This is a genomic window from Blastococcus sp. CT_GayMR19, assembly GCF_004570385.1.
Classification (GTDB): Bacteria; Actinomycetota; Actinomycetes; order Mycobacteriales; family Geodermatophilaceae; genus Blastococcus_B.
Map to the genome: position 1 here is coordinate 276,808 of NZ_SPQL01000001.1, position 17,902 is coordinate 294,709.

Below are 17,902 nucleotides of genomic sequence, written 5' to 3' on the forward strand. Positions count from 1 at the left end.
AAGGCCGCCTCCTGCACGGCGACAGGACGACGATGCGCTCGGCAGATCGGGTTTCGCGGGTGATGCGTGCTCCCTACCGACGTCGTCCGGAAGTCCTCGCCATGCCGCGCCGCGCCATTACCGTCACGCATCTGTTTGAGACCGTCCGCTATCGCCCGGACAATCGCGTCGACCTCGACAAGCTGCCGACCGGCAACCTGTTGTACGCCACACGCGCCTTGTTCGCGAGCCTGCCCAGGACCGGCTCGTCGACAGTGACCGCAAGCCGTTACGTCTCGATCGAGGACATGCAGGTGGCCGGGCGCACCCTGCTTTTCGATCTCATGTCGGGCCGGCCCGCCCCCGCGAACTCGGCACCGTCGGGAGAAGACACCTATCTCAGGAGTCTCCGCCGGGCTCGCCGGACCGCGTCGCGGGTCACGTGCCGCTGAGGTGCCGGGCGGCGTTGACCAGGCCGACGTGGCTGAATGCCTGGGGGGTGTTGCCGAGCTGGCGTCCGGTGGCCGTGTCGTACTCCTCGGCGAGCAGCCCCAGGTCGCTGCGCAGGCTCAGCAGTCGTTCGAAGAGCCGCCTGGCCTCCGCGGTGCGGCCGATGCCGTGCAGCGCCCCGACCAGCCAGAAGCTGCAGATCAGAAAGGTGCCCTCGCCGCCGGGCAGTCCGTCGACGCCTCCGTCGGCCTCCACCCGGTAGCGCAACAGCAGCCCGTCCTCGGCGAGCTCCCGCTGGACGGCGTCCACCGTGCCGGCGACCCGTGGGTCGCTCCAGTCGAGGAACCCGGACCGCGGGATGAGCAGCAGTGCGGCGTCGAGGCCGGAGGAGCCGTAGAACTGGGTGAACGTCCCCCGGTCGGCGTCGTAGCCCTTGGCGCAGACCTCGTCGTGGATCTCCTGACGCAGGGCCCGCCAGCGGTCGACCGGACCGTCAAGCCCGTGGCTCTCGACCGCGCGCACGGCGCGGTCGACGCCCGCCCACGCCATGACCTTCGAGTGGACGAACGGACGGCGCGGACCGCGGACCTCCCAGAGGCTGTTGTCCGGCTGGTCCCACGCGCCCTCCAGGAAGTCCATCAGCTCCTTCTGCAGCTGCCAGTGGTCCCCGGTGCTCGCCAGCCCCGCCTCCCGGGACAGGTGCAGCCCGTCGAGGACCTCGCCCCACACGTCGAGCTGGAACTGGGCGGCCGCGGCGTTGCCGACCCTGACCGGCGCGGACCCCTCGTAGCCGGGCAGCCAGGGCAGCTCGTACTCGGGGATGCGGCGGGAACCGTCCAGGGCGTACATGATCCGCAGGTCCTTGGCGTCGCCGGCCACCGCCCGAAGCAGCCACTCCCGCCAGGCGCGCGCCTCGGCGGTGTATCCGGTCCCCAGCAGAGCCTGCAGCGTGAAAGTGGCGTCACGCAGCCAGCAGAACCGGTAGTCCCAGTTGCGCGACCCGCCGAGCTGCTCGGGCAACGACGTGGTCGCGGCCGCGACGATCCCCCCGGTCGGGGCGTAGGTCAGCCCCTTGAGGGTGAGCAGCGACCGGCGGACGGCGTCGCCCCACTCCCCCTCGTAGGTGCAGCGGCTCAACCACTCGGCCCAGAACGACTCCGTCCCGGCCAGCGCCCGTTCCGCGTCGACCGGAACCGGCCGCGGCAGGTGCGAGGCGTGGTGGGTGAGCACGAACGGGACCCGCTCGCCCGCGGCCACCTCGAACTCGCCGCAGGTCGTGAGCTCCCGCCCCTGGAGGTCGACCGGAGTACGCAGCCAGACGGCGTCCGGACCGGCCACCCCGGCAAGGTCGCCGTCGACGCGGCGCACCCACGGCAGGAGGTGGCCGTAGTCGAACCGCAGGATCAGCTCCATGCGCATCGGCACCCGGCCGGAGACTCCCTCGACGATGCGCACGACGTCGGCCGCCTCCCCGCGTGGAGGCATCAGGTCGAGCACCCGCACGGTTCCGCCGGGCGTCACCCACTCGGTCTCCAGGATCAGCGAGTCCCCGCGGTACCGGCGTCGCGTGCAGACGCCGCCGGTCGCCGGCGCCAGCAGCCACCGGCCGGCCGACTCGTCCCCGAGGAGCGCGGCGAAGCAGGCCGCGGAGTCGAAGCGGGGCAGGCACAGCCAGTCGATCGACCCGTCCCGCCCCACGAGGGCAGCCGTCTGGAGGTCCCCGATCAGGCCGTAGTCCTCGATCCGGCCGGCCATGGCCGCACCTCGCTCCCTGTCACTCGTCGTCCCGTCGAAGGTCAGCAGGTCAGCAGGTCAGGTCGAGGACCACCTTGATGTCGTCGTCCTCCGGCCGGAACGCTTCGCCGAAGGAGTCCAGCGGCAGCCGACGGGAAATCAGCCGCTGGAGCCAGGACACATCCGCAGCGGCGAGCGCCTTCGCGGCCTGGGCGTAGTGGTCGAGGTTCGCATTGACCGAGCCGACTACGACGTCGTTCTCCAGCACGAGGGAGCGGTTGAGGTCTCCCGCGTCCAGCCGCACGGTCCGGCCTGCCGAGGAGATCCCGGTGAGGCAGACGATGCCGTAGTGCTGGGTCGTCCCCATGGCGTCGAGCACCAACGAGGGCACCCCGGTGGCCTCCACCACGACGTCGGGCGGCCCCATCGCCGCAACGGCGGCTGCGAACCCGTCGCAGTGGTAGGCCGCTCCGAGGGACACGACCAGCTCCGGCTTGAGGCCGTCACGGACCACGTCCAGGACGTGGACGTCGAGCCCGCGCTGCCGTCCCAGCAGTGCGGCGAGCAGCCCGATCGGACCGGCGCCGGTCACGAGCACGCGCTCGGGTTCGAACCACGAGCGCTGTCCGATGCGCTCGATCTGGTCCCAAGCCTTGGCGACGACGCTCGCCGGCTCGAGCAGCACGCCCACCTGCTCCAGGTGGGCGTCCACTGCGACGGCGTAGGCGGGCTCCACGCACCAGCTCTCACTCGCGTACCCGTCGAGTTCCTTGATCCCGCGTTCGGTGTAGCGGCCGTTGCGGCACATGTCGAACTGCCCGTGGGCGCAGGCTCCGCACGGCACCGGGTCGGGGCGACGCACCACGCCGACGACCAGATCGCCCCGCGCGAAACCCGAGCCGCCCGGGGCTTCCCGCACTCGCCCCAGCGACTCGTGGCCGAGGACCAGTCGATCCCGGCCCGGCGGAGCCGTGCCGTACTCCGCCGCGGCGATCTCCCGGTCCGTACCGCAGATCCCGACGGCCAGGCCGTCAACAAGGAGGTCACCGAGCCCGGGCAGGGGGTCGGATACGTCGAGAACGGTCACCGAGTCGGCGACCCCAGGGATCACGGTCAGCGCGCGCAGATCGTCCTCCGTCCGTCCGGCCACCACAGGCAGATGCTTCGTGTAGGGAGCGGTCCTCCCGATGCTCCGCTACTCGGAACCGGACAGCCACACGTCGACGTCCCAGAAACGCCGACCGGCCGGGAAGAGCCGCCGGGCGGTGGACCAGATCGTGCTGACCGCGACCAGCCTCCCCGAGGTCGCCACAGTCCCGCTGACCCACGACCGGCGCCCATGTGGAGGCCCGCTGCCCTCCGGCGAGCTCGCCTCTGGAGCTCACCGCCGCTGACCACACGGCCGCTCTGGTCGCTCTGGTCGCCGCCGCGTCCTGAGCCGCGCGAAGTTGAAGATGCCGTGACAAGTCGGGTCGGCCCTCGGTTACAGCCAGCCGCGCAGGCATGGTGAGAACGCAGCGCCCACGGCGACCGAACCATGCACCCATGAACCGGAGGACGACGTGCCCGCGACTCGTCATGGACGGTCGACTGGTCACCGGATCATCGGTCACCTCTTGGTTCGTCGGGCGCGCAGCGCTACGCCGGCCAGGCCGACGACGAGCCCTCCCAGCGCCGCCGCGATGACCAGCGCCAGTACAAGCGGCGCCTGAACATTCGCGAAGACAAGGCTGATGTCCACGGTCTGGGTGTTGAAGATGACGAACAACACCAGGATGACCGTCACGAAGACCAGCAGCGCCGCCGCCAAGGTGAGTCCAGCCCCGCCAGCCCGATGGGGCGTCGCGGGGCCCCCGCGCGTGGGTGCGGGCGTGCTGCTGTCCGGCGCTCGCCGAGACGCAGGAGCAGTGGGCGGGCCGCCGGGGGCGGGACCTCCCGGGGCCTTGGACACGGGCGGAAGTTCGGACGAGCTCGAGGGTCGCCCTCCAGTGGTAGTCACACAGGACAGGGTCCCCGCCCACGCCATGCGGCGCGAGAGCCTAAGACCGATCGTCACCGGACCGCAAAGATTCGGCAGCTCGAGTGCGCTCGACCGTCCAGCCGTGCCGGGCACCTCCGGAACGGTGTCCGGGCGAACCCTCCTCCACACAGGATCGTGAATCGCTGGCTAGTCGGGTCCTCGGCGGGGACTGATCGGGGTTGCCGGCAGGAACCTCGAAGGCGATCAGCGGTCCCTCCCAGGCAGTCAGCCGGATGCGTGCCGACCGAAGCAAGAGGTCGCTGTGGCCGAAGCTCTGCGGGCGCGCTGCGCTCTTGGAGTCCGCGCCGCCAGCCACCATGCCGCTACCCGCCAGAGGCGGACGACGTCGTGGCGGTAAGCCTTAGGCGTACCCCGCAACGGGCTGTGTAGTGCGACCGCCCCGCCGAACTCGTTCCGACGAGCGCGCCCAGCCTGGCCCGCGCATCATCGACACCACGGCCCGGACACTGCGGCAAAGAAGGATCGGAGGACTGAAGTGGCACTCGATGACGACATGACGACTCCTCCGCTGGGACCCATGGACCACGGAACCCCAGCCGACCGCGCGGAGGGGACGATGTCGGAGGATCAGTATCTGGGCAGGGACAGCCTCGCCGACCTAGAAGCTGACGGCGGCGCCGACCAGCCCATCGACGCCGGTGGCGTAGGGGCAGACGACCCCACGACCGAGACCGACGAAGACACCCGCTTCGCCTGACCCGAGCAAGCGGTTACGCACACCCCCCGAGGGCGGACCAGGCGGCGCGTGGTTCACCACCGACGGCGTGGCCCAGGGGGGATCGAAACCGCGGTCGAGGCCGGCCCGGACGTCGTGCTCCTCCCCTGCCACGACGCCTACATCAGCGACCCCGCTGTCCAGGAACAGCTCCACGAGGTGATGAACGTCCCTCCCACGCGGCTGGACGCCGACGTACCGGCGTACGTGGTGCTCGGCTTCTGCGCGCCGGACTGCCGGCCGCCACTGTCGTGCTGGATGCCTTTCACGCCGTGAAGCTCGCCCAGAACACCGTCGACGCGGTCCGCCGGCGGGTGCAGCAGGAGCAGACCGGGCATCGCGGCCACAAGATGACCCGCTCTACCGGATTCGCCGGGTCCTGCTGCGCGGCGCCTGAGCTGCGCATCATCATCCTTGGGAGGGCGCCGACCGCGGGGCCGGGCTCGACGTGAAGGCATCGACCGCTGCCCCGAGCGCATCGAGGAGCTCCTCGACGTCATGACGAGTTCGTGACGAGTCCGCGAAAGCATGGGGACACCGGGCAACGGCTGCGACAGTGGGGGGAATGAGCACCTCCGGACCGCTGAGCCAGCACGATTCCGTCCCACTGACCGAGGTCGTCGACATGCGCCAAGGCTCCGTGCGCGTGAGCGGACATCTCACCGTGCAAGGGGCCGACCTTCTAAGGGGCACCGTGGAGACTATGCGCCGCGACGGCCACAGTACGGTGCTCCTAGATCTTCAGGACCTGCAAGCCGCCGATTCCGCTGGCCTGCAGGTTCTGCGCAACCTTCGGCAGTCCGTGGCCGCAGATGGCGGAGAGCTCTTCGTCTCGCCATCGCCGAGAGGGCTGACCCCGCGGCTCTGACGTCTCGGACGTGACACACCGCCTGCTCCCTGGAACCTGATCATCCACGAGACCATCCGGCAAGCAGCACGGCAGCCGCAGACGGCCTACAACGCGGCCTCCTTCCGCCTGCCGCGCACGTACCCCCCCCAGGGGCGGTCGTTTCCGGCCGACCGGGGTAGATAGCGACAAAGATCGTCATGACAGTCGTGCGCGGAGAGCAGTTGCCGTAGCGGCCCTCAAGCCTTTCGTCTCGGCGGCTCTGAACGCGGCCTTCCGGGGGCCCGACGGCCCGAAACGAGCGTCCTGACGACGCGACGCTCAACCACTGCGACGCCAGTTGTCGTCTACGCCGTCCTCTATGTCCTCCTCGAGCCGTTCGGCTACCTGACCGCCCACCTGGCGGCGACGGTCGCGTCCTCGATGCTCGCCAACGAGCTGCACCGCCGGCTCACCTTCCACGCCGAGGACCGGGTGCACTGGCTGGGGCCGGCGGGTGTCCTTCCTCGGACCACGAGCCCCGCCCTCGCCTGGCTCAACGCGGCCGTGGCTCCACCCCGCTCGCGCTTGCAGCTCTCCCTGGCCGCAGCCGTCACCGCCGTGATCGGGCTGCTGCGCTGCCTCGCCCTCCGGTGGATCCTCCGCCCTTCCGCGCAACCTGATCACCCGGACGCCTGAGCACCGCGCGTTATGGGAGCCCGGCGGCTCCGAGCTGCGTAGCGTGATCGCGTGGCCGAGCCGACGTCCCCCGCGTCCTCCCCCTGGGGACGGCGCGGGCGCGTGGCCGGCACCTGGGTGCTGCGGGTCGCGCTGGCCGTAGCCGGCGCCCTGACCGCCGTGCTCCTCTTCGGTCGCGTGCACGCGCCGATCGGTCCCTTTGACGCGACCCTGGCCTTCTATCCGGTGGGTGGCGGGGCGCAGGTCGCGGTCGCGCCGCTCGGCGAGCTGGTCGTCGACGTCTACGACGGGCCGCTGCGGCTGGACGTCACCCTGCTGCGGGTCGACCAGGAGCGGGCACAGCGACTGGCGACCGACCCGGTGCGGCTGGCCGGCGTCGTCGACCGCGTGAGCGAGAACCTCCGCAGCGCGGTGGTCGAACTCTTGTGGAAGACCGCTCTCCTCGCCCTGGCGGGCGCCGCGGTCACCTCCTGGGCCGTGCTGCACAGGCGCAGGGAACCGCTGATCGCCGTAGGCGTGACCGGCGCGCTCCTCCTAGGCACGGCGGGCCTGGGTGCGGCCACCTGGCGGCCCGAGGCGCTCTCCCAGCCGACCTACACCGGGCTTCTGGTCAACGCGAACAACCTGATCGGCAGCGCCGAGGACCTCGTCGCTCGCTTCGACGCCTACCGCGCCTCGCTCGAGGACCTCGTCGCTAACGTCGGGACGCTCTACTCGGCGATCTCCGCGCTGCCGGCGCGCGGTGGCACAGACGAAACGGTGGCGCTGCTGCACGTCTCCGACCTGCACCTCAACCCCGCCGGCTTCGACCTGATGCGCCAGGTGGCCCAGCAGTTCCGAGTCGACGCCGTGCTCGACAGCGGCGACATCACCGACTGGGGCAGCCAGCCGGAGAACCAGCTGGTCGCCCGGGTGGGCCAGCTCGGCGTCCCCTACGTCTACGTCCGTGGCAACCACGACTCGAGGACGACGGCGGCGCTGATAGCCGAGCAGCCCAACGCCGTCGTGCTCGACGCGTCGACGACGGCGACGGTGGGCGGCCTGACCGTGGTCGGCATGCCGGATCCGCGGTTCACCCCCGACAAGACCACCGGGGACGACAACGCGGGACCTGAGGTGCTTGAGGAGGCGGGAAAGGAGTTGAGGCGGATGATCGGCACGCTTCCCGCGCCACCTGCCGTCGCCCTGGTGCACGACCCGAAGCTGGCGGCGCCGCTGCAGGGGGCCGTCCCACTCGTCCTCGCCGGGCACACGCACGAACGTAAGGTGACCGAACTGGAGGACGGCAGCCTGCTCATGGTGCAGGGCTCCACCGGCGGCGCGGGCCTCCGCGCGCTGCAGGGCGAGTACCCCGAGCCGCTCACCTGCACGGTGCTTTACCTCGACGCGGACACCGGTGAGCTCCGCGCCTACGACGAGATCACCCTCGGCGGGCTGGGCGAGACCGAGGTGACCATCCAGCGCACCGTCATCCCCGCGACCCTGGAGGGACTGGAGCGGACCGGCGAGGCAGAGCAGTCGGAGGATGAAGAGGGGACCGGGCAGACAGGGCAGACCGGTCCGGCAGGGGAGACCGGTCAGGCGGGGCAGGCCAGCGGGGCTGGGCAGGCCGGCGGGGCGGGGCAGGCCGGCGGGGCGGACGGCACGGAGGAGTCCCCTCAGCTCGGGGAGTCACCGGACCCGGCCGGCGGGTCGCGCAGCTCTGCGTCGCCGACCGGGTGAGCGCCTCGTCCTAGGAGACTGCTGACCAAGGGGAGTCTGTGTGGGGCGGTGATCTGAGGTTGGCGCGGGCAGGCCCGCCATCAATGGCCGGCAGCGGCAGACAGGTAACAACCTTGAGACTCGACAACGTGGTCGACCTGCCCGCTGGGACGCGCTCAGCGAGGTGGCCGACGACGCCCCCCGCATCGTGTTGATGCACGACCCCACCGCATTCCCTGAGCTACCGGCGGGCACCGCGCCCCTCGCCGTCGCCGGCCACACCCACTGCGGCAGGTCGCTCTGCCCGGCGCGCCGAAGTGGTCTTACCTGGCGCTCACGAGCGAGGAGAAGATCGTGGCCGAGGGGTGGGCGCCCGAGGACTACGGCGCCTCCGGAAAACGTCTCTTCGTCAGCTGCGGTATCGGCTTCAGCGTGGTCCCGGTGCGGATCAACGCCTTTCCGGAGGTCGCCTTCTTCCGGCTCACCGGCACTGCTGATGGCGGCCGCTGAGGGCGTGCGGTGGTTCAGCGACAGCCCGCGGCCGGACGGGCCCAGCCGTCGCATCTGCACGCGGGCATCAGCCCCGACCGGAGCCAGCAGACTCAGGTTCGCACCGTTCGGGGGCGTGCACCCGGACGCAGAAGTTGGCGATGCAGGCGCGAACCCATTGCCCCCCTGATCTCTCCGAGGCCTCTGGCGTCGGATGCGTTCGGGACGAGGCCGCGTCGTCGTGCGCCGGTGCTCTACCGGGCCGACCTCCCTCCGGCCGGGGAGACTGAATCGCACGACGGCCGGCACCGCGGCCAGGAGACCGTTGAGGAGGGCCATGGCAGGGCTTCTGACGTCCGGCCGGAGGCGGCTGGCGCGGCTGCGCACCGCCGTCAACGGGGCGCTGTGGCCCATTCCGGCCGCGCTGATCGTCGGCGCCATCGGTCTCGGTGTGGGCCTGCCGATCCTCGACGGCGCGCTCCAGGATCCCGGGCAGGTGCCGCTGATCCACGTCTTCGGCGGTGGACCCTCCGCGGCACGCAGCATCCTCGGGGCCATCGCCGGTTCGCTGATCTCGGTGACCACGCTGCTGTTCTCGCTGACGATCGTCACGCTGCAGCTGGCCAGCAGCCAGTACACGCCTCGGCTCCTGCAGACCTTCGTCCGCGATCGGGTGGTGCAGGTCTGCCTGGGCACGCTGCTGGGAACGTTCGTCTACGCCCTCACCGTGCTGCGCAGCGTTCGCTCTGCCGACGAGTCCGGTGCCGGCGCCTTCGTACCCCGCATATCGGTCACCGTCGGGTTCCTCTTCACGCTGGCCTCGGTCGCTGCACTCCTGGTCTTCCTGGCCCACCAGACCGGACAGCTTCGGGTGGAGACCATGATGCGCGAGGTGCACGCGGAGGCTTCCGAGACGCTGGACCGCCTGGCACGCCAATTGAACGAGGACGAGCACCCCGACCAGCCGCTGCCTCCAGTCGCCGCCGGAGCCAGGCCGTTGTGCGCGACAGCCAGCGGGTTCCTGGTCCAGGTGCAGGAAGAAGCGCTGCTGCTCGCCGCCGCTGACGCCGAGGCCGCACTGTGCGTGGACAAACGACCCGGGGACGCGGTCGTCGCGGGGACGCCGCTGGCCTGGGCGTGGCCGCTGCACCCCGGAAGTTGGGACCACGAATCGTTGGAAACGGCGATCGGGCGCGAGGTCACGGTCGCCCACGAGCGCTCGGAGGTCGCCGATCCCAGCTACGGGCTGCGCAAGCTGGTGGACATCGCTGCCCGCGCGCTGTCCCCGGGCATCAACGATCCGACGACCGCTGTCCACGCGCTGTCCCACCTGTCGGCCCTGCTCGGGTCGCTCACCGAACGGGACACGTGGCACCGGCGGCTGACCGACGACGAGGGCCGCAATCGGGTGTTCCTGCGGTCCGGAGAGTTCGGCGACCTGCTCGACCTCGCGGTCACCCAGATCCGCGACTACGGCCGCCGCGACGCCACCGTCGTCGGCCGGCTGTTCGGCCTGCTGGCCGAAGTGGGCTGGCAAGCCCGCACCCCGACCCAGCGGAACGCCGTCGGCCTGCAGTGCCGGCTGCTCACCGAGCAGAGTCTCGCCGAGCTCCCCACCGGGCGCACCGCCGACGACGTGCACCGCTGGGCGGCCGCGGTGGACGCCGCGCTCGACGGTCGCTGGCAGTCGGCCGACGGGGTCACTCACCCACCGCGGTGACCCTTGTGAGGGCCGGCGTGGCCGGCACTCCTCGCGTTGCCGAGTACGGGAGCAGGACCGGCCCATCGTCATGACAATCCGATGACGACGCCGACTGGTCGCGCATCACTCGGTCAGGCCAGGGAACCCGCGACACAACGGTCCGACCGGACGGAGAACGGAGACATCACGATGCGTCTGCAGCGAAGCCGGCGGGGGGCGGGTCTGGTGCTGGCGGCCGCCCTCGCCCTGACCGGGGCCGGGCTGTCCGGCTGTGCCGACGGGACGGACGACTCGGCGATGGCGCCGGACCTGGAGCCCGAAGTGCCCGACATCCGGGGCGAAGACGAACTGGACGACCCTTACCGGGGACTGCTCGACGCCGCCTTCGTCGAGGACCTGCCCGCCTACGACACCCAGGAGGTGACAGTGCTGGCGGCCGTGGACGAGGTCCTCTCTCCGCGCAGCTTCACCGTCACTTCTCCGAGCGATTCCGAGGTCGGCCCGGTCCTCGTCGTCACTGCCGAGAAGGCCGCCGAGTTCGAGCCGGGGGCCGGCGACGAGTTGATTCTCGCGGCAACGGCGGCCAACGAGTTCGACGCAGACGCCGTGGCCGAGGATTACGGGCTCACGCTGGACAGCGAACAGTACGAGGAGTGGAACGGCGAGATGTTCCTCGTCGCGACGATCATCCAACCGGCACCCTGACGCGCTCGCCCAGGTCGGCGGTCAGGACGGTGCGGCAGGGACGGCGGAGGGGGACCGGGCCGGCGGCACCTCGGGAGCGGTCACGAACACGGCGTAGTCGCGGGCGGTCAGCGGAGCGGAGGTGAGCTCTCCCGTCGGGAGCGGCGCCTCCACAGGGTCGCCGTCGATGGTGAGCCGCACGGCGTCGACGCCGGTCACGCTGGTGGCGGTCAGCACGAGCTGCGCGACGGCCCGGCGGCTGGCTCCCCCGGACGGCGCCCCGGAGGGCAGGGAGATGTCTATGGTCGCCGTCCGCTGGGACAGGTCGGTCAACAAGAGCCGCACCTCCGGCGTCAACACGCTCGACAACTCTTCCTCCTGCTCGGCGGCGCTGGGCCCTGCCTCCAGCTGCGCCAAGAGGTCGGCGAGCCGCTGGCGCACCGTCGTCCCGTCGACCTCGCGGGGCCGACCGACGAGCACCTCGTCGGCGCCCACCAGGAAGATCTGCGACGGCGACTCTACGGGCGCGGCGGTGCTGGGCGCCGTCGGTGCCGGGGTGCGGTCCGCCAGCCCGTAGGGCACCTCCGACGACGGGATCGCGCGCGGCTCGTCACCCACCGGCACGCCGCAGCCCCCCACACACAGGGTGAGCCCCACTGCCGCGAGTCCGCGCCACCGGCTCATCTCGGCCGCACCGAAAGGGACAGTGTGAATCGCGTGCCGCCGTTCGGACCGTCGGAGCACCACGCCGATCCACCGTGCCGGGCGGCCGTTTCCGCCACGATGGCCAGGCCCAGACCCGCTCCGGGCAGGGAGCGCCGGGCGGCTCGCGGGCCGCGGGCGAACCGCTCGAAGATGCGTTCACGGTCCGCCGCGGCCACGCCCGGACCGGCGTCGTCGACCGTCACCCAAACGGCGTCGCCGCGCCGCTGGACACCGACGGCGCATAGCCCTCCGGCGTGGCGGTCGGCGTTGTCCAGCAGGTTGCGCACCGCCCGCTCCAGGGTCGTCTTGTCGCCGGGGACGGTGGTGTCGGCACCGGCCGGCACCTCGAGCAGCTCAGCGGGCCGGCCGCTGTCGGTGAGCACCTGGCGCACGAGGCCAGCCAGGCAGACCGGCTGCGCAGAGCTCGGCAGATCCGCACCGTCCAGCCTGGCCAGCTGCAGCAGGTCGTCGAGCGTGCGGCGTAATCGTGACAGCTCGCCCTCCACCAGGGCCAGCGCCTCGCGGCCGCGCGGCGACAGTTCCTCCCGGCGACTCCCGAGCACCTCGACGCTGGTGACCAGGGTGGTGAGCGGGCTGCGCAGCTCGTGGCTCACGTCGCCGACGAACCGGGCGTCCCGCTCGATCCGCGCCGCCAGCGCATCGACCATGCTGTTGAAGCCGGCCACGATGCCCACGAGGTCTGGGTCGTCGGTCCCCGTCAGTCGGGTCCCGAGCTCGCCCCCGGCGATGCAGATCGCCGCCTCGGCCACCTGCTCCAAGGGCTGAAGCGCCCGGCGGCTGGCCCAGACGCCGAAGGCCGTCCCGGCCGCGGTCGCTACCAGCGCCCCGGCCGCCAGCACTGCGGCCAGCGTGCTGAGCACCTGCCGGAGCTCGGTCAGCGGCCCCAGCTCGTAGAACTCTATGTCCGTCTCATGCAGGCGCAGACCGACGATCAGCCGCGGGCCGTCCCCGGTCTCGACGACCAGCCTCGCCGCCGCCTCCGTCGTCACCAGCCGCCGGAGTTCCGCCGGAACGTCGTCTGCTCCGACGTCCAGGCTGGAGGAGAACCAGGATTCGCCGTCATGCACGACGACATCCGCACCGCCCGACGGCACCAGCTCGCCCAGCACGTCCCCGACCTCGGTGCCGGCCGTCGCGAGCCGGCTGTCCAGGACGTTCGCGTCGGCGAATGCCTGCCGCGTCAGCGACGCCTCGCGCTGGTCGAGCAGGTAGCTGCGCGCCAGCAGAAACGTGGTGCTCACCAGCACGAGGGAGACGATCAGGGTGCCGGCTGCATAGCCGAGCACGATCCGCGCCCGCAGCCCCTTCCGGGGCAGGCCGGGCCCCCGGAGGGCGTGCCTCACTGCGGGTCCAGCCGGTAGCCCAGGCCACGGACGGTGACCACCACGCGCGGCGCGCTCGGATCACGCTCAACCTTGGTGCGCAGCCGGCGCACGTGCACGTCGACGAGCCGCTCGTCGCCGAAGAAGCCGTGCTGCCAGACGCGCGCGAGCAGGACCTGCCGGCTCAGCACTCGGCCGGGGGACGAAGCCAGCTCGCACAGCAGCCGGAACTCGGTGAGGGTCAGGGGTAGCTGCTCCTCACCGCGGTGCACGGTGCCCCGCACCTCGCGCAGCACGAGCGGCGCGACCGGGTCGCTGTCCAGCACCAAGGCCTCGGGCAGGTCGGTCTCCGTGGCCGGCCTCACCCGGCGGCGCAGGGCACGCAGACGGGCGGTGATCTCCTTGACCGCGAACGGCTTAATCACGTAGTCGTCGGCGCCCGCGTCGAGGGCGCTCTCGATGTCGCTGGTGTCAGCGCGGGCGCTCACCACGATGATCGGTAGGTCCAGCGTGCCGCGGACCTGGCGGATGACCTCGAAGCCGTCCATGGAGCCGAGCATGAGGTCCACGATCATCAGGTCGGGGGCGCTCACCGCAACGGCCTGCAGGGCCTCCTCGCCGGATCCAGCCTCTGCGACGTCGTAGCCCTCGTCCTCCAGAGCCCAGCGCAGCGCCGTTCGGATGTGGTCGTCGTCCTCCACCACCAGCAGTCGCAGGGCCATCGCTCACCATGGTGCCATCGCCGTCCGACATTCCTGCTCGGTGCCGGCAAGCCGTCATGCAATCGCAAAGCCGTTCACCTGCTGATCGCAATGTCCGGCAGCCAGGGTCGAGTCGTCCCGTCCCGAAGCAGCGAAGGAGATGCCGATGACAGCCGCCGCCGTCCGTGCCGCCGCCCACACCCGGCTCGACACCGAGCGCGACCAGGTGACGATCCAGCTCAGCGACGAACTCCTTGCCGACGGGCTGGCTGACGTCCGTTGGTTGATGCACGACGCCCTGCTCGCCGGCGCCCGGCAGCTGGTCGTGGATGTCAGCGCTGTGCAGCACCTGGCCAGCCCCGCCGTCGCCAGCTTCCTGTCCGCGCACCGGACCTGCCGCGCCCGGGGCGGCGCCGTCGTCCTGCGCGGCGCGAACCGCCGCATCCTCGACCTGCTGCATCGCACCGGCCTGTGGCGGGTGCTGGAGCTCGAGTCCGCCACCGGCCGGCGGGCGGCGTGATGGCCACGCTCACCGAGACCGTCAACGTGCGGACCGGACACATCCGGGCCAGCGGTCATCTGACGTCGCAGGGTGCCGACCTCCTCCGCGGCACGGCAGAGTCGCTGCACGGCAGCGGTCACGCGCGCGTCGTCCTCGACCTTCAAGACGTCCAACACGCGGACGATTCGGGCCTGAACATCCTCCGTGGCCTGGGCGAGGAGTTCGCGGCGCGGGGCGGCGAGCTCGTTGTCCGGCACTGCCCGGAAACGGCCTGACGAGCCCGGTTCGCCGGGGGGAACCGGAAACTCGCGTCTCGCCGGCGGGCGTGCCCGCTGTTCTGCCTGCGAACAGAGGCAGAACAAGGTTCAGCTCGCGCTCGCAGGCGCTCCACGATGAAACGCCGAGAGGGGGGACCGGTCGAAGCATGAGCGACCGGCTAACATCGCGCCGCGGCGACGGCTCGCTCACCTGAGCGGGTCGAGGCAGCGGTCGCCGTTCCCGGAAACGTTCGGCGTAGTTCTGGCCCTCTCTGCCGTACTGGCTGTATTGGGAGCACACCGACCGGCCCGGAACATCCGGTTCCCGGGCAGCCCCACGCCGCACGACGATGATCCACACCCGCGTACCGCACTCGGTCCCGACAGCCGTCTTGAACTGATGCGCACTCGTCATCCAATCGTCAGGTACCTGCGGTCCCGGCGGGGAATCAAGAGACCTTGACGAGCTGGCGTGACCAAGTCGAGAGTCTGCCGGTCGAAATCCGAATCAAGGCCCACCTGGTCTACGAATTGGCCTCCGACCGGATGTCCGGGCAACCGGTCGATGCGACTGCGGGCGCTCTACGCGCCGTGGCGAAAGCGGAAGGCATCGACAGCGAGCATCCGTGGATCGACGACGCCGCAATCGAGATCTCGCAACGCCCGAAGGACGGCCCTTCATGGCCGGGACCGGCGGGCACTGGTCTGCCTTCCGCATGATCGAGGACGTGATTGAAACGGTCCGGGTGTCTCCGCTGAGCCGCCCGCCTGGGCGGGCGCCGCACCTGGCCAGCGGTCGTCTGGTCACGGCTACAGAGCTCCCTCTGGCCACTTCCGGTGCTGGCATCCTGGTAACCGTAGAGCTGGGCGTGGGGCTACCGGCCCTGGACGTCGTGCTGGAGGAGCCGGGCGGCGACCATCCGCTGACCTTCGCGTTCGGCGGTGGGCCCTCGGCGGCTCGTGACCTGCTGGCCGCCATCGCCGGGTCGCTGATCTCTGTGACCGGCCTGACGAGACAGAGTTGCGGCTGTGGGAACAGCAGCTCCACGATGCGATGGTCGGGCGCTGGACGCGCCAGTACTGAGCGCCGGCCGACGTCAGCTCTAGCCCCCCGAAACCGCGGGGGCGATTCTCTGCCCGTAATCGTCGGCGTAGGCCGCAGCGATCTTCTGAGCCGAGCCGCCTACGCGGAGAAACTGCTTATCGACGACGTCCAGGTAGTCACCGACCGCGGCCTCGACAAGCTCACCGGCGTGGCGGACGTCCGGGACGGCAGAGCGCCGGGCCGCCTCGGTCAGTTCCGTGGCCACTCCCAGCATGGCGGGTAGAGAGAGGTTCTGGTCGGCGTCCCGGACGTTGTAGGTCTCGGAGAATTGCGTGAGATCGCCGCGCAATTGCGCCATCGACATCGCGAGGTTCTCGAGCACCGACGCGGCGAGCACCGACCGCTGTCCAGCGACCAGGCCAACCGTGTCGACACGACGCAGCAGGGACAGGCGGACGGCCAGAGCGCGGCGCCGGGTGAGAGCCGGGTACACCTGGAGGACCCACGAGACCGCCGCGGTTATCAGGGGGAATCCGAGCAACGCCTCCACCGGCACTGCGATCCGCAGCCAGCCGTCCGCCGGCACGATGTCACCGAACCCAAGGGTCGCCAGGGTTACGGCCGAGAGGTAGACCGCGTCGGTCCAAGACGCCCGTGCGGATGAGTCCAGGCCGCTGCCGAAGACGAAACCGGATGGCAGGTGCGGCCAGTACACCAGGGACCAGCCGAGCAAGATCAGGAGCACCCAGGCGACGACGACCACTGGCATGGCCAGCGACCCTCTCGGGCGCGACCACGGGCGGCGACGCTGCGAACGACCGACGCGCCAGACCCATCGGATGAGCCGCCGGCTGAGACCGCCGCGCTCGCTCGGGTGCCAGATCGTGTGGAAGGCGTTGCGCAGCGTCCCAGCACGAGCGCCGCACCCACCACGGTCACCGACCACCCCAGGACACCGGCCACCAGCGGAGCGTGCCAGGACCTCGACCGTCGGACGGGGCGGGGGCGGCGAGGGCAAATCCCGGGTAGGAGCCGGACATGTGGTTCGACTCGTGGTCAGACCTTGCCCGCATTGTCGCCGTCGGAACGGCGGCCTACGTCGCGCTCGTCGTGCTGCTGCGCGCCTCCGGTAAACGCACCCTCGCCAAGCTGAACGCCTTCGACTGGGTCATCAGCGTCGCCTTCGGCTCCACCTTGGCCACTGTGCTCCTCAGCACCGACGTCTCGTGGAGCGAGGGAGCCGTCGCCCTCGCCCTTCTGGCGGGGCTGCAGTACGTCGTCGCACGGACGACCACTTGGCTGCCCGGAGGACGGAGTGTGGTCACCGCGCGGCCGACCCTTCTCCTGGAGGACGGCAAGGTCCTGACAGACGCGATCCACCAGCAGCGGATCACCATCAGCGAGTTGCGACAGGCCATCCGGGCGTCTGGCTCCGGCGACCTGAACGCGATCGCCGCGGTGGTCCTGGAGACCGACGGGTCGCTCAGCGTCATCCCAGCCGAGCAGGCAGGTGACAGGTCGGCGCTGCAAGGCGTCGCGCGGTCCGCGTGATGAGGCGCTCCGATCTCTACTCAGGGCCGGGCGGGACGCGGCAGTACCGGATCGGCCGAGCTCCACCTCCGGGCCTGCGCGCCGTCGTGACCGCCATACAGAGAGGGCACGAGGTGCTCGGGGCGCAGTCGGACCGGTCACCGATCACGAGCCGTTGCGCAGCGCCCGTGCGTCGATGTCGAACAAGACGTCATCGGCCGCCGCCGGGCTGACCTCGCCGCCGCGGCGGGCTTGCAGGACAGCATCGCGTTCGGCCTCGGTGGCGCGGGCGAGGAGGCCGCGGAGCTGCTCACCGGCATGCTCCCCACCGACGCCGCCGTCCACGAGGCCGTCGACGCCCTTGCGGTACTCGAGCCTGCTCTCGTACTGCGCGATGACGGTCGTCCTGACCTCCTGGTCGACGTCGTCCACTGCGCGGATGTGTACCAGCGCCGCCTCCGCCACCTGCCGGTGCAGCCGCCGTGCATCCGCTTGCACGTCGGCGTCGGTGGCGACCCCGAGGCGGCGGATGAGCGGGGCGAGCGTGAGTCCCTGCACCACCAGCGTTCCGATGACCACGAGCAGCGCCACCAACACCACCTCCTCCCGTGCCGGGTGGCTGCCGTCGTCCTGGAGACCGACGGCTCGCTCAGCGTCATAACAGTGCAGTCGGTCGGGGACCGTTCGGCGCTCGACGGCGTCTCGAGTGCGCGGCCGTAACGGCGGCCGGCGGGGCATGACGTATCAGGCGACGCGATAAACGCGATCGGGTCCGGGGAGGTTCCGCCGACGACGACGC

Annotated in this window: 20 protein-coding genes and 1 pseudogene; 13 read left to right on the forward strand and 8 right to left on the reverse strand. The window is 71.1% G+C overall.

The annotated features are described in order from the left end of the window. Positions 1-32: 32 nt before the first annotated feature. Entirely contained in the window at positions 33-431 is a 399-nt protein-coding gene (locus tag E4P39_RS01355; RefSeq protein WP_135134523.1) for a hypothetical protein, read from the forward strand. Here the strand turns inward: E4P39_RS01355 and E4P39_RS01360 are convergent. The 3 genes from E4P39_RS01360 to E4P39_RS22760 all read right to left on the reverse strand — a co-directional run bounded on the left by E4P39_RS01360 (position 418) and on the right by E4P39_RS22760 (position 3,973). Continuing rightward, entirely contained in the window at positions 418-2,184 is a 1,767-nt protein-coding gene (locus tag E4P39_RS01360; protein WP_135134524.1) for a glycoside hydrolase family 15 protein, read from the reverse strand. The genes E4P39_RS01355 and E4P39_RS01360 overlap by 14 nt on opposite strands. Before the next feature lie 49 nt (positions 2,185-2,233). Continuing rightward, positions 2,234-3,313: a glucose 1-dehydrogenase gene (locus E4P39_RS01365; protein ID WP_209306281.1), complete on the reverse strand. Its 1,080-nt coding sequence runs from the start codon at positions 3,311-3,313 to the stop codon at positions 2,234-2,236. 459 nt (positions 3,314-3,772) lie between these two features. Then, positions 3,773-3,973 (reverse strand): LapA family protein, encoded by a 201-nt coding sequence (locus E4P39_RS22760; protein WP_245159551.1) that lies wholly within the window; start codon positions 3,971-3,973, stop codon positions 3,773-3,775. Between the two features lie 748 nt (positions 3,974-4,721). On the opposite strand from E4P39_RS22760, the gene E4P39_RS01375 reads away from it, so the two are divergent. The 8 genes and pseudogenes from E4P39_RS01375 to E4P39_RS01405 all read left to right on the forward strand — a co-directional run bounded on the left by E4P39_RS01375 (position 4,722) and on the right by E4P39_RS01405 (position 11,041). Beyond that, positions 4,722-4,901, forward strand: a complete 180-nt coding sequence (locus E4P39_RS01375) for a hypothetical protein (protein WP_135134526.1) — start codon at positions 4,722-4,724, stop codon at positions 4,899-4,901. A gap of 251 nt (positions 4,902-5,152) precedes the next feature. Then, a pseudogene (locus E4P39_RS01380) lies at positions 5,153-5,301 on the forward strand (transposase); the annotation flags it as partial. A gap of 183 nt (positions 5,302-5,484) precedes the next feature. Then, a complete protein-coding gene (locus E4P39_RS01385) occupies positions 5,485-5,787 on the forward strand; it encodes an STAS domain-containing protein (protein ID WP_135134527.1) in 303 nt (100 codons plus the stop codon). 402 nt (positions 5,788-6,189) lie between these two features. After that, positions 6,190-6,444, forward strand: coding sequence for a hypothetical protein (locus tag E4P39_RS01390; RefSeq protein ID WP_135134528.1), 255 nt, complete (start codon positions 6,190-6,192; stop codon positions 6,442-6,444). Between the two features lie 51 nt (positions 6,445-6,495). Continuing rightward, positions 6,496-8,166, forward strand: a complete 1,671-nt coding sequence (locus E4P39_RS01395) for a metallophosphoesterase (RefSeq protein ID WP_135134529.1) — start codon at positions 6,496-6,498, stop codon at positions 8,164-8,166. A gap of 333 nt (positions 8,167-8,499) precedes the next feature. Beyond that, positions 8,500-8,655 carry a hypothetical protein gene (locus E4P39_RS22085; protein ID WP_167761508.1) on the forward strand — a complete coding sequence of 52 codons (156 nt, stop codon included), beginning with the start codon at positions 8,500-8,502 and terminating at the stop codon, positions 8,653-8,655. Between the two features lie 316 nt (positions 8,656-8,971). Then, positions 8,972-10,354, forward strand: a complete 1,383-nt coding sequence (locus E4P39_RS01400) for a DUF2254 domain-containing protein (protein WP_135134530.1) — start codon at positions 8,972-8,974, stop codon at positions 10,352-10,354. A 171-nt stretch (positions 10,355-10,525) separates the two neighbouring features. Further along, positions 10,526-11,041 carry a hypothetical protein gene (locus tag E4P39_RS01405; RefSeq protein WP_135134531.1) on the forward strand — a complete coding sequence of 172 codons (516 nt, stop codon included), beginning with the start codon at positions 10,526-10,528 and terminating at the stop codon, positions 11,039-11,041. Positions 11,042-11,062: 21 nt separating this feature from the next. Here the strand turns inward: E4P39_RS01405 and E4P39_RS01410 are convergent, their stop codons facing one another. From E4P39_RS01410 to E4P39_RS01420, 3 genes are all read right to left on the reverse strand, one after another. Continuing rightward, a complete protein-coding gene (locus E4P39_RS01410; RefSeq protein ID WP_167761509.1) occupies positions 11,063-11,638 on the reverse strand; it encodes a GerMN domain-containing protein in 576 nt (191 codons plus the stop codon). Positions 11,639-11,700: 62 nt separating this feature from the next. Beyond that, entirely contained in the window at positions 11,701-13,089 is a 1,389-nt protein-coding gene (locus E4P39_RS01415) for a HAMP domain-containing sensor histidine kinase (RefSeq protein ID WP_245159552.1), read from the reverse strand. Next, positions 13,086-13,790 (reverse strand): response regulator transcription factor, encoded by a 705-nt coding sequence (locus tag E4P39_RS01420; protein ID WP_135134533.1) that lies wholly within the window; start codon positions 13,788-13,790, stop codon positions 13,086-13,088. The genes E4P39_RS01415 and E4P39_RS01420 overlap by 4 nt, the downstream gene beginning before the upstream one ends. Before the next feature lie 145 nt (positions 13,791-13,935). Here E4P39_RS01420 and E4P39_RS01425 point away from each other — a divergent pair, with 145 nt between their 5' ends. The 3 genes from E4P39_RS01425 to E4P39_RS01435 all read left to right on the forward strand — a co-directional run bounded on the left by E4P39_RS01425 (position 13,936) and on the right by E4P39_RS01435 (position 15,248). Continuing rightward, positions 13,936-14,289 (forward strand): STAS domain-containing protein, encoded by a 354-nt coding sequence (locus tag E4P39_RS01425; RefSeq protein ID WP_135134534.1) that lies wholly within the window; start codon positions 13,936-13,938, stop codon positions 14,287-14,289. After that, positions 14,289-14,546, forward strand: coding sequence for an STAS domain-containing protein (locus E4P39_RS01430; protein ID WP_135134535.1), 258 nt, complete (start codon positions 14,289-14,291; stop codon positions 14,544-14,546). The genes E4P39_RS01425 and E4P39_RS01430 overlap by 1 nt, the downstream gene beginning before the upstream one ends. Before the next feature lie 441 nt (positions 14,547-14,987). Further along, entirely contained in the window at positions 14,988-15,248 is a 261-nt protein-coding gene (locus E4P39_RS01435; RefSeq protein ID WP_135134536.1) for a hypothetical protein, read from the forward strand. Between the two features lie 383 nt (positions 15,249-15,631). Here the strand turns inward: E4P39_RS01435 and E4P39_RS01440 are convergent, their stop codons facing one another. Next, on the reverse strand, positions 15,632-16,342 hold the full coding sequence (locus tag E4P39_RS01440) for a potassium channel family protein (protein WP_135134537.1): 711 nt from the start codon (positions 16,340-16,342) through the stop codon (positions 15,632-15,634). A 269-nt stretch (positions 16,343-16,611) separates the two neighbouring features. On the opposite strand from E4P39_RS01440, the gene E4P39_RS01445 reads away from it, so the two are divergent. Then, positions 16,612-17,124, forward strand: coding sequence for a YetF domain-containing protein (locus tag E4P39_RS01445; RefSeq protein ID WP_135134538.1), 513 nt, complete (start codon positions 16,612-16,614; stop codon positions 17,122-17,124). Positions 17,125-17,268: 144 nt separating this feature from the next. On the opposite strand, the gene E4P39_RS01450 is transcribed toward E4P39_RS01445, so the two are convergent. Further along, positions 17,269-17,694, reverse strand: coding sequence for a hypothetical protein (locus E4P39_RS01450; protein WP_135134539.1), 426 nt, complete (start codon positions 17,692-17,694; stop codon positions 17,269-17,271). Positions 17,695-17,902 lie beyond the last annotated feature (208 nt).

Bases quoted from the DNA above. Each gene is read 5' to 3' on its own strand.
- E4P39_RS01445 (WP_135134538.1), top strand. From the start codon at position 16,612: ATGTGGTTCGACTCGTGGTCAGACCTTGCCCGCATTGTCGCCGTCGGA.
- E4P39_RS01385 (WP_135134527.1), top strand. From the start codon at position 5,485: ATGAGCACCTCCGGACCGCTGAGCCAGCACGATTCCGTCCCACTGACC.
- E4P39_RS01425 (WP_135134534.1), top strand. From the start codon at position 13,936: ATGACAGCCGCCGCCGTCCGTGCCGCCGCCCACACCCGGCTCGACACC.
- E4P39_RS01355 (WP_135134523.1), top strand. From the start codon at position 33: ATGCGCTCGGCAGATCGGGTTTCGCGGGTGATGCGTGCTCCCTACCGA.
- E4P39_RS01360 (WP_135134524.1), bottom strand. From the start codon at position 2,184: ATGGCCGGCCGGATCGAGGACTACGGCCTGATCGGGGACCTCCAGACG.
- E4P39_RS01440 (WP_135134537.1), bottom strand. From the start codon at position 16,342: ATGCCAGTGGTCGTCGTCGCCTGGGTGCTCCTGATCTTGCTCGGCTGG.
- E4P39_RS01430 (WP_135134535.1), top strand. From the start codon at position 14,289: ATGGCCACGCTCACCGAGACCGTCAACGTGCGGACCGGACACATCCGG.
- E4P39_RS01405 (WP_135134531.1), top strand. From the start codon at position 10,526: ATGCGTCTGCAGCGAAGCCGGCGGGGGGCGGGTCTGGTGCTGGCGGCC.
- E4P39_RS01375 (WP_135134526.1), top strand. From the start codon at position 4,722: ATGGACCACGGAACCCCAGCCGACCGCGCGGAGGGGACGATGTCGGAG.
- E4P39_RS01420 (WP_135134533.1), bottom strand. From the start codon at position 13,790: ATGGCCCTGCGACTGCTGGTGGTGGAGGACGACGACCACATCCGAACG.
- E4P39_RS01390 (WP_135134528.1), top strand. From the start codon at position 6,190: ATGCTCGCCAACGAGCTGCACCGCCGGCTCACCTTCCACGCCGAGGAC.
- E4P39_RS01400 (WP_135134530.1), top strand. From the start codon at position 8,972: ATGGCAGGGCTTCTGACGTCCGGCCGGAGGCGGCTGGCGCGGCTGCGC.